Source organism: Micromonospora sp. NPDC007230, from assembly GCF_042869115.1.
Lineage (GTDB): Bacteria > Actinomycetota > Actinomycetes > Mycobacteriales > Micromonosporaceae > Micromonospora.
In genome coordinates, this window is record NZ_JBIAFE010000001.1 from 233132 (window position 1) to 247499 (window position 14368).

Consider the following 14368-nt stretch of genomic DNA (forward strand, 5'->3'; position numbering starts at 1 on the left):
CACCGACAGCGAGCGGGGATGGCCCGGCCGGCACACCGGCCGGGCCATCCCCTGTGGCACCACCGGCGATGGGGCCTACCAGGTCGGACGTTGCAGCAGGCCGACGAACTCCAGCAGCAGCCGCTCCCGCAGCCCGGCCGGCGCGGCGTCGAGCAGGGTGTGTATCGCGGCCATCCGGTCCGGCGCGGCCCCGCCGCCCCGCTCCGCCGTACCCGGCCCACCGGCCGCCGCACCAGCGGGGGCGAGGCCCATTCCGGCGGCGAGGCCGGCGACCAGCTCCGGGGTGAGCGCCTCCGGCGCCAGGCTCCCGACGAGCGCGCGCAGCTCCGGCGGCAGCGCGACCGGACCGGCCGCCCGTGCGGCCGTCGCCGCGTCGGCCAGCGCCGGGCCGAACTCGACCACCCGCGGGGCCACCGCCGCGGTCACCGTGAGGTGGACGCTGGCCGGCAGGCCGGCGTACGCGAGTTGGGGCTGGGTGTGCCAGCCGCGCGCGGTCAGCTCGTCGACCAGCACGAACAGGTCGAGTCCCGGGTCGTCGCTGGTGAAGCAGACCACGGTGGACTCCGGCTCGGCCAGCAGCCGGAGCCCGTCGACCACGCGTACCGCGTCGGCCAGCCCGGACACCGCCGCCCGGGTCAGCGCCGCCAGCCGCAGGTAGCCGGCCTCGCCCAGGTGGCGCAGGGTGGCGTAGGCGGCGGCGATCGGGCCGCCCGACCGGGTCGAGGCGATCACCGGGTTGACCATCGTGTACCCGGGCCAGTCCGCGTACCCGAAGTACTGCGGCGCCCGCAGCGCGGCATCCCGATGCAGCAGCACCGACACCCCCTTCGGGGCGTACGCGTACTTGTGCAGGTCGACGGAGATCGAGGTGACCCCGTCGACGGCGAAGTCGAACGCCGGCACCGGCTCGCCGAGCCGCCGTAGCCAGGGCAGCGTCCAGCCGCCGAAGCAGGCGTCCACGTGGCAGCGCACCCCGGCGGCCGCCGCCACCGCCGCGATCTCCGCGACCGGGTCGACCACGCCGTGCGCGTACGCGGGAGCGGAGCAGGCGACCAGCACGGTCTCCGGCCGGATCGCGGCGGCCACGTCGGCCACCGCCGGCCGCAGCGTGACCGGGTCCACGGGCACGGTGTCGAGGGCCACCCGCAGGTAGTGGGCCGCCTTGGCGAACGCGGCGTGCCCGCTGGCCGGCACCACGAGCCGTGGCTCGGCGAGATCCGGCCGGGCGTCCCGGGCCGCCTTGACGGCCAGGATCAGTGACTCGGTACCGCCGCCGGTGACGCTGCCGACCACGTCCGGGGCGCTCGTGCCCGGCCCGCCGCCGAGCAGCCGGGCGGCCGCCCCGACCAGGGCGTTCTCCATCGCCAGCAGGGACGGGAAGGCGGTCGGGTCAAGCCCGTTGACGTGGGCACTCTCCGCGTATGCGGCTCGGGCCAGCTCGTCCAGCCCGGCCACCCCGGGGTCGTAGACGTACGCGAACAGCCGCCCGCCGTGGGTCGGCCGGTCGGCCGCGCGCAGGGCCCGGATCTCCGCCAGCACCCGCTCTGCGGGCACCCCCTCGACGGGCAGCGCGCCCGCCCCTTCCTCGGTCATCGATGGCCCCCTTCCTCGTGAGCGGTTCGGCGGCTCATGCGCCCGCGGTCGCGGCAGGCTGCCGTCGCGGGCCGGCGGCGAGCTGGGCGGGGGTCAGCGTGTAGGCGCGCAGCAGCAGCACCGGGACGGCGACCAGCAGGGCCGGGAGGATGGTGAAACCGAGCAGCACGCCGAGGCGGGCGCCGGCGGGCTGGTCGGCGGCGACCCCGGTCGACGACGACACGTACCCGGAGAGCTGGAGGACCAGGCCGTAGATGCCCGGGCCGAGGGCCAGACCGAACGTCTCCCCGGCCGTCCACAGCCCGGTGAACACGCCGGCCTGCCGCCGGCCGGTGCGCGCGGTGTCGTAGGCGATGCAGTCCGGCAGCATGGCGAGGGCGAAGACCTGCTGGCCCGCGTACCCGACGCCGATCACCGCGACCACGGCGTAGACCCCGGTGGCCGGCAGCGCGGGCGCGGCGACGAGGGCCAGCGCGCCGGCCGCGAAGAGCAGCGACGCGACAACCAGCGCGGCCCGCTTGCCGACCCGCGCGCCCACCCGGGTCCAGAGCGGCATGACCAGCAGCGCCGGCCCGACGAAGCAGGCGAAGAGCAGGGTCGGCCCGGTCTCCGGGGCGCGGAGCACCTGGCCGGCGAAGTAGCTCACCGCGGCCAGCACGGTCGCCACCCCGGCGGACTGCATCACGAAGCAGACCAGCAGGGCCCGGAACGGCCGGTTCCGGCCGGCGACCGCGAGCTGGGCGCGCAGGCTCGGTTCGCTCTCCCCCACCGTGCCGGTGGGCGTGGACCGGGTGCCGAGGAACGCGCCGACCGCGCCGGCCACGATCAGCGCGGCGACGAACAGGCCCATCCAGCGGTGTCCCGGCACCCCGTCGCCGCCGGCGGTCACCACGGCCGGGGCCACCGCGCCGGCGACCAGGATGGCCAGCGCCAGCACGGCGATCCGCCAGCTCATCAGCCGGGTACGCTCCGCCGGGTCGCCGGTCAGCTCGGCCGGCATCGCCACGTACGGCACCTGGAAGAAGGCGAAGGCGGTCGCGGTGGCCAGGAACGCCACCGCCACGTACGCCCCGGCGGCCGGGCCGGCCCCGAACGGCGCGGCGAAGATCGCGGCGAAGAGGACGGCCAGCGCCAGCCCGCCGCCGAGCAGGTACGGCCGGCGGGCACCCCAGCGGGACCGGGTGCGGTCGGAGATCCGCCCGGCCACCGGGTTGACCAGCACGTCCCACGCCTTGGGCAGGAGCACCAGCAGGGCGGCCGCCCCGGCCGCGACGCCCAGCGTGTCGGTGAGGTACGGCAGCAGGAGCAGCCCGGGCACGGTCCCGAACGCCCCGGTGACCAGCGAGCCCAGCGCGTACCCGAGGTGCACCCGGCGGGGCAGCCGATCGCTCGGCTGCGACCCCGTCCCGTCCATGGTCCCGAATGCTACTCATGTTATGGCGTGGATCACATCCCCTCCTCCGGCGACCAGGCCGCCGCCATGTCCACCCCCGACGGGCGCAGCGGACAGCCCTCGGCCCGCAGCCGGGCCCGCGCCTCCACCTCGTGCCCGGGTGGCAGCCGCCCGGCCGAGTTCACCACCCGGTGCCACGGCACTCCGCCCCCGTGCCGGGCCATGATCGAGCCGACCAGCCGGGCCGAGGCCCGCCCCGAGCGCTCGGCGAGCGCGTCGGCCACCGCCCCGTACGACATCACCCGGCCCGGCGGGATCCGCTCGACCAGGTCGAGCACCGCCTCGACGTATTCCTCAGGCGTCATGACCGGCCACGATATGGGAACGCGTCCGGGCCCGGGGGACCCGGACGCGCAGAATGGTCGGGTGCGCGAAGCAGTCACCTCGGCCCGCCGGATCGTCGTCAAGATCGGATCGTCCTCGCTGACCACGGCGGCGGGCGGCCTGGACGACACCCAGGTCGACGCCCTGGTCGACACCCTCGGCGCACTGGCCGGCGCCGGCCGCGAGGTGGTGCTGGTCTCCTCCGGCGCGATCGCCGCCGGTCTCGCCCCGCTCGGCCTGCCCCGACGCCCGCGCGACCTGGCCACCCAGCAGGCCGCCGCCAGCGTCGGGCAGGGCCTGCTCATCGGCCGGTACGCGGCCAGCTTCGCGCGGCACGGGCGCACCGTCGGCCAGGTGCTGCTCACCGTGGACGACGTGACCCGGCGGGCGCACTACCGCAACGCGTACCGGACCCTGCGCAAGCTGCTCGACCTGCGGGCGGTGCCGATCGTCAACGAGAACGACACGGTGGCCACCGAGGAGATCCGGTTCGGCGACAACGACCGGCTGGCCGCCCTGGTCGCCGCCCTGGTCGACGCCGACCTGCTGGTGCTGCTCTCGGACGTGGACGCGCTCTGGACCGGCGACCCGACCCGACCCGGCAGCACCCGGATCACCGAGGTGCACGGCGAGGGCGACCTGGCCGGCATCGACGTCGGGGGCGCCGGCCGGGCCGGGGTCGGCACCGGGGGCATGGTGACCAAGGTCGAGGCGGCCCGGATCGCCACCGGCTTCGGCATCCCGGTGGTGCTCACCGCCGCGCCGCTGGCCACCGCGGCGCTCGCCGGCGAGCCGGTCGGCACGTTCTTCCACCCGAGCAGCCGCCGCCCGGCCGCCCGGCTGTTCTGGCTGGCGCACGCCACCGCGCCCCGGGGCCGGCTGCACCTCGACCCGGGTGCGGTGCAGGCGGTGGTCGGCCGGCGCAAGTCCCTCCTGCCGGCCGGGATCACCGCCGTGGACGGCGCGTTCACCGCCGGCGACCCGGTCGACCTGGTGGACGCCGCGGGCGCGCCGGTGGCCCGGGGGCTGGTCAACTACGACGCGGTGGAGCTGCCCGGGCTGCTGGGCCGCTCGACCTCGGAACTCGCCGCGGCCCTCGGCCCGGCGTACGAACGGGAGGTCGTCCACCGCGACGACCTGGTGCTGCTGTGAATCCGGGACGGGTGGTCGTCCCACTGACGCCTGAGGAGTGCAGGATGAGCGTCGTCGAGCAGGCCCGGCGGGCCCGGGACGCGGCGGAGGCCCTCGCGGTCGCCACGCGTACGGTCAAGGACGCCGCGCTTCACGCGATGGCCGACGCGCTGGTGGCGCGTACCCCGGAGCTCCTGGCCGCGAACGCGACGGACCTGGCGGCCGGGCGCGAGGCCGGGCTGACCACGGCGGTGCTGGACCGGCTGGCGCTCGACGCCGACCGGGTGGCCGGCATCGCCGACGCGCTGCGCCAGATGGCCGCGCTGCCCGACCCGGTCGGCGAGGTGGTCCGCGGCTCGACCCTGCCGAACGGGCTGGAGCTGCGACAGGTCCGGGTGCCGTTCGGGGTGGTCGGCATCATCTACGAGGCCCGGCCGAACGTGACCGTGGACGCGGCCGGGATCTGCCTGAAGTCCGGCAACGCGGCGCTGCTGCGCGGCTCCTCCTCGGCGGCCCACTCCAACGCCGCACTGGTCGCCGTGCTCCGGGACGCGATCGCGGCGGCCGGCCTGCCGGCGGACGCGGTGCAGCTCCTCGACGCCACCTCGCGGGACTCGGTGAAGGAGCTGATGCGCGCGCGGGGCCTGGTCGACGTGCTGATCCCGCGCGGCGGGGCGTCGCTGATCCGGACCGTGGTCGAGGAGTCGACCGTGCCGGTGATCGAGACCGGGGTGGGCAACTGCCACGTCTACGTGGACGCCGCCGCCGACATCGCCAAGGCCGTGGCGGTCGCCCTCAACGCCAAGACCCAGCGCCTCTCCACCTGCAACACCGCCGAGTCGCTGCTGGTCCACGCGAAGGTCGCGGACGCCTTCCTGCCGGCGATGCTGGCCGCCTTCGCCGACGCCGGGGTCACCGTGCACGGCGACGCCCGGGTCGCCGCCCACTCCGCCGCGGTGCTCCCGGCCACCGAGGAGGACTTCGCCACCGAGTACCTCTCTGCCGACATCTCGGTCGCCGTCGTCGACTCGCTCGACGCGGCGGTCCGGCACATCCGGCGGTACGGCACCGGCCACACCGAGGCGATCGTCACCGACTCCCAGTCCGCAGCCCGGGAGTTCGTGGCCCGGGTGGACGCGGCGGCGGTGATGGTGAACGCGTCCACCCGGTTCACCGACGGCGGCGAGTTCGGCTTCGGCGCCGAGATCGGCATCTCCACACAGAAGCTGCACGCCCGGGGCCCGATGGGGCTGCCCGAGCTGACCAGCACCAAGTACGTGGTCACCGGGGACGGCCACCTGCGCTGACCCGCCTGGGCGCCGACCCGCTCAGACAGTCGGTGCGGCCGGCTCGGGCGGCGCGGGCGGCCCCGCCGGCTCCGGCCCGGACAGCGGCACGACGGGCGGCGGCACCAGCGCGCCGGCGGCCGGCGACGGGTCGGCGGACCACGGCGGCGTGCCGGGCGGCGGTACGAACGGCCGGGCCAGCGGGGCGGACGGCGCCACGACGTCCGAGGGCAGCTCGATGACCGGCGCGACCGGCGGCCGGGGAGCCGGCGACAGCACGGCGTCCGCCGGGGGCGCCGGGCGCGGTGCCGGCATCGCGGGCGGGCTCGGCAGCGCGGCCGGCTGCGGCGGCACGAACGGACTGCCGGACAACCGGGCCTCGGGGGCGCTCGGCCGGCAGGCCCGGATCGCGCGCAGCGTGGTGTGCACGTCGAACTGGTGGCCGTCGTCGCTGTCCCAGCCGCCGTCACTGCGCTGGGTCTCGGCGAGCCGCTGGCGCGCCGCCACCATCAGCCACTGCTCCTCGCCCACCTCGACCCGGCGCAGCGTGGCGGCCAGCCAGGCCACGTCGGCCGGGGACAGCTGCGGGATCCGCTCGGCCAGCACCGCCTGAATCCGCGCCGACTCGTAGTACATCTGCTGGCGGTGCAGCACGGCCGCGGCCAGCCAGCCGGCGGAAAGGAAGGACGGCCAGCTCCCGTCGGGGGCGAGCTGCGCGGCGAGCGCCTGCGCCGCCGCCTGCACCACCCCGGCGTACGCCCCACCGACCCGGTGGTCGAGCGGGCCGGCGGCGCGGGCGTCCAGCCCGGCGACGGTCAGCCAGAACCCGGCGTTGGCGGTCAGGTACAGCTGCGCCTCCGGGTCACCCGGGGTGGCCCACTCGGGGGCGAACCCGGCCAGTGACGGGTCCTCGTCCCAGCCGCCGTCCGGCAGCTGCCGGGCGGCCAGCCAGTCCAGGGCGTGCCGGGAGGCGGGGCGGCTCAGCCCCCCGAGGTCGTCCAGCTCGGACAGCCGGAAGCAGGTCGCGTCGACCGAGGCGACCTCGCCGTCGAGCAGGGCGGGCCAACCACCGCCGGGTGCCTGCCCGGCCTCGGCCGCGTCGAGCAGTTCGGCCGGCACCGGGGCACCGGTGCGCAGCCGCGAGAGGCGGGCGCGGTCCACCGCGTCCCCATGCGCCACGACGAAGCCGATGGCGGCGTCCAGATCGACCACGACGGAGACGCTACCTGCGGGAACGTGCTCCCGCCTCGGTTTCTCGGCTGAGGAGGGCCCGGCTCACCGGCGGGTACGAGCGGGCCCTACCGGCATCGCGGAAGGGCCCGCTCGGTCCGACTCAGTAGGTGGGCAGCGACGGGTCGATCTGCTTGATCCAGGAGAGCACGCCACCCTGGACGTGCACGGCGTCCTTGAAGCCGGCGGCCTTCAGCGCGGCGAGCGCCTCGGCGGAGCGGACGCCGGACTTGCAGTGCAGCACGATCTGCCGGTCCTGCGGGAGCTTGGCGAGCGCCTCGCCGGAGATGATCTCGCCCTTGGGGATGAGGGTCGCGCCGGGGATCCGGACGATCTCGTACTCGGCGGGCTCCCGGACGTCGACCAGGAAGACGTCCTTGCCCGCGTCCTGCCACTCCTTCAGCTCCAGCGCGGTGATGGTCGAGTCGACCACCGCCTCCTGCGCCTCGACGGAGACCGCGCCGCAGAAGTCCTCGTAGTCCTCCAGCAGGTCGGTGACCGTGGGGTTCTCGCCGCAGAGCACGCAGTTGGGGTCCTTGCGGACCTTGATCTTGCGGTAGCTCATCTCCAGGGCGTCGTAGACCATCAGCCGGCCGACCAGCGGCTCGCCGATGCCGGCGAGCAGCTTGATCGCCTCGTTGACCTGGATCGACCCGATGGACGCGCAGAGCACGCCCAGCACACCGCCCTCGGCGCAGGACGGGACCATGCCGGGCGGCGGCGGCTCCGGGTAGAGGCAGCGGTAGCAGGGGCCGTGCTCGGCCCAGAACACCGACGCCTGGCCGTCGAACCGGTAGATCGAACCCCAGACGTACGGCTTGCCGAGCAGCACCGCCGCATCGTTGACCATGTAGCGGGTGGCGAAGTTGTCGGTGCCGTCGACGATCAGATCGTACTGGGAGAAGATCTCCCTGACGTTGTCCCGGTCCAGCGCGGTGTTGTGGATCTCCACGGTGACCAGCGGGTTGATCTCGCGGATCGACGCGGCGGCGGACTCGGCCTTCGACCGGCCGACGTCGGAGACGCCGTGGATGACCTGCCGCTGGAGGTTCGACTCGTCGACGGTGTCGAAGTCGATGATGCCGAGGGTGCCGACGCCGGCGGCGGCGAGGTACAGCAGGGCCGGCGAGCCGAGACCGCCGGCACCGACGCAGAGCACCCGGGCGTTCTTCAGCCGCTTCTGCCCCTCGACCCCGACGTCCGGGATGATCAGGTGGCGCGAGTAGCGACGGATCTCGTCTACGGTCAGCTCGGCGGCGGGTTCGACGAGCGGGGGCAGCGACACGGTGGACTCCCCGGGATCGGCGGCGGGACCGGGTAATTGTCACTCGCCGCGGTAGGGATCGGCCATGATGAGCGACACGTAGCCCGACATGCGGGAGCGGGAATAGTTCAGACCCCCTCGGTCAACTCCCCCTCGTAGCGAACCCCGTCGACGTACGGCCAGGCGTTGGGCAGGCAGCCGTCCAGTCCGTACGTCTGCTGCTGCATCACCGGGGCCGGCTCGCCCGGCCTCGGGCAGGCCTGGTGCAGCTCGCCGAACTCGTGCCCGACCTCATGGTTGATCACGTACGTCCGGTAGACCTCGAGCGGCGCACCGTAGTCCGGCACCGCCTCCATCCAGCGCGCCAGGTTGATGACGACCCGGCCGGGCAGCCGGCAGGAGGTGTACCGCTGGGTGCTCAGGCCTCCGTCGGCGCACATCCGCTCCGAGGTGGCCGGGGTGGCCAGGTAGATGGTGAAGTCGGCGGCGGACGCCTCGGCCACCCGCTGCACCCGCAGTTCCCGGGAGGCGATCCAGCTCCGGGAGTCGCCGAGCACCGCGTCCACCGTGGCGGCGAACTCGTCCGCGTCCTGCCCGGTGTCCTGCTCCACCTCGACCCGGTAGCGGCGCAGCGGCCCCGCGTACCCCCGCACCGGTGAGCGGCCGTCGGCCGCGGCGAAGCTGCCGGGGCCGACGGTCGGGTAGCCGCTCGGCGCCACCCGCGGTTCGTCGCGCCCGCCGTTCGCCGACCGCTGGTTCGAGGTGGCCACCGGGGGCCGGTCGGCGGACCGGTGGACCAGGACCGGCAGACCGGCCACGCTGCCGCCCGCCGCCAACACGGCGATCAGGAGCAGGGCGGTACGACGGCGCCGCCACCACAGCCGGCGCGGCCCGGGCGGGACCGGGGCGATGGTCCCCGGATGGGCCGACGGGCGGTCGAAGTCGAGCCGGGCCGGACCGCCGGGCGGCGGTTGACCGGGCTCGGCATTCGGGCCGGAAGGGGACAGCAAGGTCATACGGCCAGCGTGTCATGCGATTCGGGTGATCGGCCGCCTTTGTCGCAAGGTAACGCGAATGGTTCTCATCATGCCGTCGGGGCGCGTCAGAGCGCCGGGCCGGTGTACCGCTTGCCGTTCAGGTAGGGCCACGGGTTCGGCCGGCAGCCGTTGAGGAAGAGGGTCTGCTGCTGCATCACCGGTGCCGCCTTCCCCGCCCCCGGGCACCCCTCGTGATGGTGCCCCAACTGGTGGCCGACCTCGTGGTTGATCACGTAGAGCCGGTACGTGTCCAGCGGCACCGTCGCCGCGACCAGATGCGGCGCCGAGGTACGCCAGCGGTCCAGGTTGATGACCACCTTGCCGGGCACCCGGCACGACGTGTACGGGCGCCCGCCCACCCGGATGTCGATTCCGCCGGCGAGACACAGCCGGCCGGCGGTGTCCCGGGTGGCCAGGTAGACGGTGAAGTCGTACCGCTCGCCGGGGGCCACCCGCTGCAACCGGAGCCGGCCACTGTCCACCCAGCTCCCGGGCCCGGCCAGGGCTCGCTGCACGGCGTCGCCGAAGGCGGGCACCTCCTCGCCGGAGCCGTCCTCCACCGCCACCCGGAAGCGCCGCAGCACTCCTGCCCGGCCCAGCACCTCGCCCGACCGGTCGTCGTACGCGAAGCTGCCCCGCCCGTGCGCGGGCACCGGACCGGGCAGGCTCAGCACCGGCTCCGGGTTGGCCGGGCTCGGCGTCGACGACGGGCTCACCGGCGCGGACGGCGTGTGCACCGGACTCGTCGGGGCGGACGGCGCCGACCCGGTGCTCGACGGCGCCGGCGGCTGGATCAGCCCCTCGTCGCCGACCAGCACCTCGGCCCAGGCCGACGGCCGTTGGACCGTGGCGGCCACGGCGATCCCGGCCGCGCTCAGGAACGCGAGCAGTACGATCGCGGACCGCCAGCGGGCTGCCGGGCGACGGGCGGCAACCGGCGCGGCGGCGCGGCGCGGACGGGGGGCGGAGGACATCGCGCTCAGCCTGCCATGTCCCGGCGGAGGGCGCTGTCCTCCGTTCCGGCGAGCAGGCCGTCCCGGGGGTCGGCGGGCGCCACGCCACCCCGGGCCTCGGCGGGCCCTCCGCTGCCCCGCGGCTCGGCGGGCACCGCTCCGGCCCGCGACCCGGCCGCCGCCGCGTCGGCCCGGGTCTCGGCGAGCAGCGCCAGGACGGCCCGCGCCACGGTCCGGGGCACCTCCAACTGAGCCACGTGCCCGACCCCGTCCAGCATCAGCAGGCGGCTGTCCGGGATCACCCGGGCGGCCTGCGGCGCCACCCGGACGTCCACCAGCCGGTCCTGCCGTCCCCCGACCACCAGGGTGGGCGCGCGCACCGCCGCCGCCAGCCGCCACAGCGAACCGGTGCCCGGCAGGTAAGACCGCAGGAAGCTGGCGACCAGGCCCCGGAACGTCCGGACGTAAACGGCGGCGTAGTGGTCCGCCTCGTAGCGGATCCGGATCTCCTCGATCGCCTCCTGCCGGCGCTGGTCACAGATCCGCGTCAGGTCGGCGATGCACGCCTCCATCACCTCCTGGGCCAGCATCTCGGGGGCGAGCCGGGTCAGCCGCCAGGCGGCCACCCGTTCCCCTCGGGGGATCGCCAGCAGCGGCAGCATCCGCCCCTGCAACGAGCGGCGGAAGTCCAGGAACGGCAGCGCCGGGGAGACCAGGGTCAGCGTCCGGACCAGGTCCGGCCGCAGCGCCGCCACCCGTACCGAGACGGCCCCGCCGAGCGAGTTGCCGAACAGGTGCACCGGGCCCCGGCCGCTGTGCTCGATCCAGCGGATCACCCGGTCCGCGAAGGCCGGCACGGTGTATCGCCGGCCGGGCTCGCTGCGGCCGAAGCCGGGCAGGTCGATCGCCTGCCCGTCGAGCCGGTCGGCGAGCAGACCGGCCAGGTCCGTCCAGTTCTGTGACGAGCCGCCCAGGCCGTGCACGTAGAGCGCCGGCTCGGCGCCCGGGCCGCTGGCCGGGGTCTCCCGGACGTACGTCACCGTGCCGTCGAGGCGTACGCCCCGGCCCGGCCAGGGCGGCGGGACATGGTGCGCGGGCAGGAGATGATCCGGCCAGAGGGCGGCGCGTTTCATGGCTCCAGTGTTCCCGCGCCCCGGCCGCCCGACTCCGGCCTTCGGCTCAGGCGAGCAGCGCTTCCAGCCGGCGGTTCACCGCCGCCAGGGTCGCCCGGACCGCCGCCTGCCGGGGATCGCCGGCCACCAGCGCCGAACCGGCCAACTGCTCCACCCAGCCGGCGCAGACCAGCAGCACCACCACGGTCGCCACCTCGCAGTTGCCGAACGGCACCACCGCCGCGTGCTCGACGAAGCAGCGTCCCCGCTCCCCGGTCGAGGCCGCGCGGCCGAGCAGCTCGTCCACCGCCGCCGCGGCGGCCACCGCGCAGAGCCGCAGCACGTAGCCGTCGACGGCCGGCCCGGTGGCGTGCCCCTCCGCCGTCCGGTCCCCGGCGATCAGGCGTACCTCCACGGTGGCGTCGAGGCCGAAGGTGCTCATCTGGACGTGGTCGATCAGCACCCGGGGCCCCGGCGCGCCGCCGGTGTCCAGCGGTCGGGAGGGTGCGGTCTCCGTCGTGGTCATCTGTCCGCCCGAGTACGACGTACCGAGCGTGACCGGGCTTCCGGTGGCCGCGCCGGCCGGGGCGGCGGCGAGCGACGACTCCTCCACCGCGGCCCGGCCCCGGTGGGTCGCGGCCTGCCGGCGCCGGCGGGGCGGCTCGGCTGCCGACTCGGCGCCCTCGGCCGGCAGCTCCGCGGGCCGGCCGGCCCGCGCCTCAGGCGCGCCGAACCGGCCCTCCGCCGACCGACTCGGGACCGGTCGGGGCGCGCCCGGTCGGTCCTCGGCCACCCGCGGCTCGCCGGTGGCCCGCTCCGGGCGGGTATGCGCCGACCGGCGACGGACCGGGGGCGGTGCGGCGGCAGGAGCGCCGGGCAGGTTCTGCGGGGCCGCGGCCAGCCCCATCCGCTCCTGGAGCAGGCGGGCCACCATCCGGCTCACCTCCGCCGGGTCGGCGCCGTCGGCGAGGTCGAGCCGGAGGCTGTGCGCCCCGGCCGGGGTACGGCGCAGCGCCGCGTCCCGGACGCCGGCCACCTCCCGGACGGCGTCGAGGATGGCGTTGACGTCGAAGCCCTCGGGCCGCTCGCGCAGCGGCGCGGGCTCGTCGTCACGGCGCAGGTGGGTGGCGATGCGGGCGAGTTCCGGGGTTTCGGCGGACGGTTCCACAGCTGGCGGCTCCGGCACGACGGGCACGTCCGGTTCGGCGGGGACGCGCTGCGGCAGCACCGCCGCAGCCGGGTCCGCCGGCCGGGTCTCGGCGGCCGGCTCGGCCGTCGGCACCGGTTCGGGGGCGGACCGGCGGGCCGCGTAGGGGGGCGCGCTCGTCGGGGCGGGCGCGGGGGTGCGGTCGACGCGGGACCCACCGCTGGCGACGGGGCCCGGCGTCTCGTCGGTGCGTGGCCGGTACGACGCGCCCTCGCGCTCCTCCGCACCGGCCGGCGGGCCGTACCCGGCGGGCGGGGCGCTGGCCGGGGCCTCGCGGGGCACCGGCGGGGCGCTGGTCGGAGCGGCGTGCGGCGGCGCGCTGAACGGCGTCACCGGCACCGGCGGCCCGGCCCAGGAGGGCCGTTCGCGGCTCTCCCGCGCCGCCGGCTCGTACGCCGGGCGGGACTCGGGGTCGCTCCGGGACACCTCGTACGGCCGGGCCGGCTCGGGGCGCGGTGGGCCGTATCCGGACGACGGCTCGGCCCGGACCGGCTCGTGCGGGCGGGTCGGCTCGCCGCGCGGCGGCTCGTAGGGCGTGGGCGGCTCGGCCGGCTCGGGTGCCCACTCGGCGGCGCGCTCGTCGCGGGCGCGGCGGCCGACCGGCTCCTCCTCGCGGGCGCGGCGGCCCGTTGTCTCGTCCTCCCAGGCCCGGCGGCCGGCCGGTTCCGCCTCGCGCGACCACGCCGGCGCCCAGCCGCCGCCCCAGCCGGGCTCGGACCACTCCGGCTCCTCGGCCGGCGACGGCCGGTGTTCGTCGGCCGGCGCGCGCGGGTCGTCGGCCGCCGGGGTGCGCGGCTCCTCGGGCGGGTCCGCGGCCGGTCCGGCCGGCGGCGCCGACGAGGGGCGCTCGGCCCAGCCCCGGGAGAGCGACGGCGGCTCGGCCGGCGAGTCGGCCGGGGCCCAGCCGCGCGACAGCGACGGCGGCTCGCCCGGCCCCCGGTCGGCCCAGCCCCGGGACCCGGCCGGTGACTCCGGCGGGCGCTGGTCGGCCCAGTCCCCGGACGCGGTCGGCGGCTCGGCCGACGATTCGGGCGGGCGCGGGTCGGCCCAGCCCCGGGAGAGTGACGGGGGCGGCTCGGCGGCGGCCCGCTCGGCGGCCGGGGCGTGGAAGCCGGGCGGGACCTCGAAGCCGGAGGCGGCCGCGCCGACCGGCGGCACCTGGAGGGCCGGCGGCGCGGAGGTGGGGCCCCTGCCCTCCGCCCGGCGCGACACACGGCCGGGCAGCGCTTCGTCCGATGAATGCCGGGCCGGCGGCGGCTCCGCCTCGGCGGACGGCTGCTCCACCGCGGGGGCGGGCCGCTGGGCCGGGACGACCAGGCGGTCGGCGTCGGTCTCCCGGCGTGGCCCGTCGACGGGCGGGGCACTCACCGGCGCCTGGCGGGTCACGGGCGACTCCTCCCCGGCGTGGTCCACGCCGTTGACGTGGCGGCCGTTGACCCGGCCCGACGGTTCCTCGGCGGGCAGCCCCGGCAGCGGGGCGGGGAGGTCGCCGTGGCGGGGCGACGAGGCGCCCCAACCGGTGAGATCGGCGCGGGGCCAGGCGGCCGGCGACTCCGCGCCCCGGGCCCAGCCGGACGCCGGGGGCGCCCACCCGCCGCCGGTGCGGGCCAGGTCGTCGTGCTGACCCGTCCCGTCGCCGTGCTCTCCCGGGGTGGCGGCTCCGGGTTGCCCTGAATCACTCACCGCGCGCTCCTTGGTCGCCCCCGCTGAGGCTACCGTGTGGCGACAGTGGCGATAAGTTACAGCGGCGGGCCAATTCCGCGACGGGTTCACGAGCC

9 protein-coding genes and 2 pseudogenes are annotated in these 14368 nt (G+C 76.6%); 2 read left to right on the forward strand and 9 right to left on the reverse strand.

What is annotated here, in order from left to right; translation table 11 throughout:
- Positions 1–75 precede the first annotated feature (75 nt).
- From ACFYML_RS01195 to ACFYML_RS01205, 3 genes are read right to left on the reverse strand one after another with little or no spacing between them, the layout of a single operon-like run.
- Complete coding sequence (locus tag ACFYML_RS01195; protein WP_387418690.1) at positions 76–1593, reverse strand: pyridoxal phosphate-dependent decarboxylase family protein; 1518 nt, start codon at positions 1591–1593, stop codon at positions 76–78.
- A gap of 34 nt (positions 1594–1627) precedes the next feature.
- Positions 1628–3007: an MFS transporter gene (locus tag ACFYML_RS01200; RefSeq protein WP_387418691.1), complete on the reverse strand. Its 1380-nt coding sequence runs from the start codon at positions 3005–3007 to the stop codon at positions 1628–1630.
- 32 nt (positions 3008–3039) lie between these two features.
- Entirely contained in the window at positions 3040–3351 is a 312-nt protein-coding gene (locus tag ACFYML_RS01205; protein ID WP_357438297.1) for an MGMT family protein, read from the reverse strand.
- Positions 3352–3364: 13 nt separating this feature from the next.
- On the opposite strand from ACFYML_RS01205, the gene proB reads away from it, so the two are divergent.
- Together proB and ACFYML_RS01215 are read left to right on the forward strand one after the other, a co-directional pair.
- Entirely contained in the window at positions 3365–4522 is a 1158-nt protein-coding gene (gene proB / locus ACFYML_RS01210) for a glutamate 5-kinase (protein WP_387418692.1), read from the forward strand.
- 44 nt (positions 4523–4566) lie between these two features.
- Positions 4567–5808, forward strand: a complete 1242-nt coding sequence (locus ACFYML_RS01215) for a glutamate-5-semialdehyde dehydrogenase (protein WP_387418693.1) — start codon at positions 4567–4569, stop codon at positions 5806–5808.
- 372 nt (positions 5809–6180) lie between these two features.
- Here ACFYML_RS01215 and ACFYML_RS01220 read toward each other — a convergent pair.
- From ACFYML_RS01220 to ACFYML_RS01245, 6 genes and pseudogenes are all read right to left on the reverse strand, one after another.
- Positions 6181–6999, reverse strand: a pseudogene (locus ACFYML_RS01220) (hypothetical protein); the annotation flags it as partial.
- A gap of 121 nt (positions 7000–7120) precedes the next feature.
- Positions 7121–8302 carry an adenylyltransferase/sulfurtransferase MoeZ gene (moeZ, locus tag ACFYML_RS01225; RefSeq protein ID WP_387418694.1) on the reverse strand — a complete coding sequence of 394 codons (1182 nt, stop codon included), beginning with the start codon at positions 8300–8302 and terminating at the stop codon, positions 7121–7123.
- Between the two features lie 107 nt (positions 8303–8409).
- Entirely contained in the window at positions 8410–9297 is an 888-nt protein-coding gene (locus ACFYML_RS01230) for a DUF3152 domain-containing protein (protein ID WP_387418695.1), read from the reverse strand.
- Between the two features lie 86 nt (positions 9298–9383).
- Positions 9384–10292, reverse strand: a complete 909-nt coding sequence (locus ACFYML_RS01235; protein ID WP_387418696.1) for a DUF3152 domain-containing protein — start codon at positions 10290–10292, stop codon at positions 9384–9386.
- 137 nt (positions 10293–10429) lie between these two features.
- A pseudogene (locus ACFYML_RS01240) lies at positions 10430–11404 on the reverse strand (alpha/beta fold hydrolase); the annotation flags it as partial.
- A gap of 46 nt (positions 11405–11450) precedes the next feature.
- On the reverse strand, positions 11451–14273 hold the full coding sequence (locus ACFYML_RS01245; protein WP_387418697.1) for a hypothetical protein: 2823 nt from the start codon (positions 14271–14273) through the stop codon (positions 11451–11453).
- Positions 14274–14368 lie beyond the last annotated feature (95 nt).

Excerpts from the sequence above, each read along its gene's own strand:
- ACFYML_RS01235 (WP_387418696.1), bottom strand. The coding sequence starts at position 10,292 with ATGTCCTCCGCCCCCCGTCCGCGCCGCGCCGCCGCGCCGGTTGCCGCC.
- ACFYML_RS01215 (WP_387418693.1), top strand. The coding sequence starts at position 4,567 with ATGAGCGTCGTCGAGCAGGCCCGGCGGGCCCGGGACGCGGCGGAGGCC.
- proB (WP_387418692.1), top strand. The coding sequence starts at position 3,365 with ATGGGAACGCGTCCGGGCCCGGGGGACCCGGACGCGCAGAATGGTCGG.
- ACFYML_RS01200 (WP_387418691.1), bottom strand. The coding sequence starts at position 3,007 with ATGGACGGGACGGGGTCGCAGCCGAGCGATCGGCTGCCCCGCCGGGTG.
- ACFYML_RS01195 (WP_387418690.1), bottom strand. The coding sequence starts at position 1,593 with ATGACCGAGGAAGGGGCGGGCGCGCTGCCCGTCGAGGGGGTGCCCGCA.
- ACFYML_RS01205 (WP_357438297.1), bottom strand. The coding sequence starts at position 3,351 with ATGACGCCTGAGGAATACGTCGAGGCGGTGCTCGACCTGGTCGAGCGG.
- ACFYML_RS01230 (WP_387418695.1), bottom strand. The coding sequence starts at position 9,297 with ATGACCTTGCTGTCCCCTTCCGGCCCGAATGCCGAGCCCGGTCAACCG.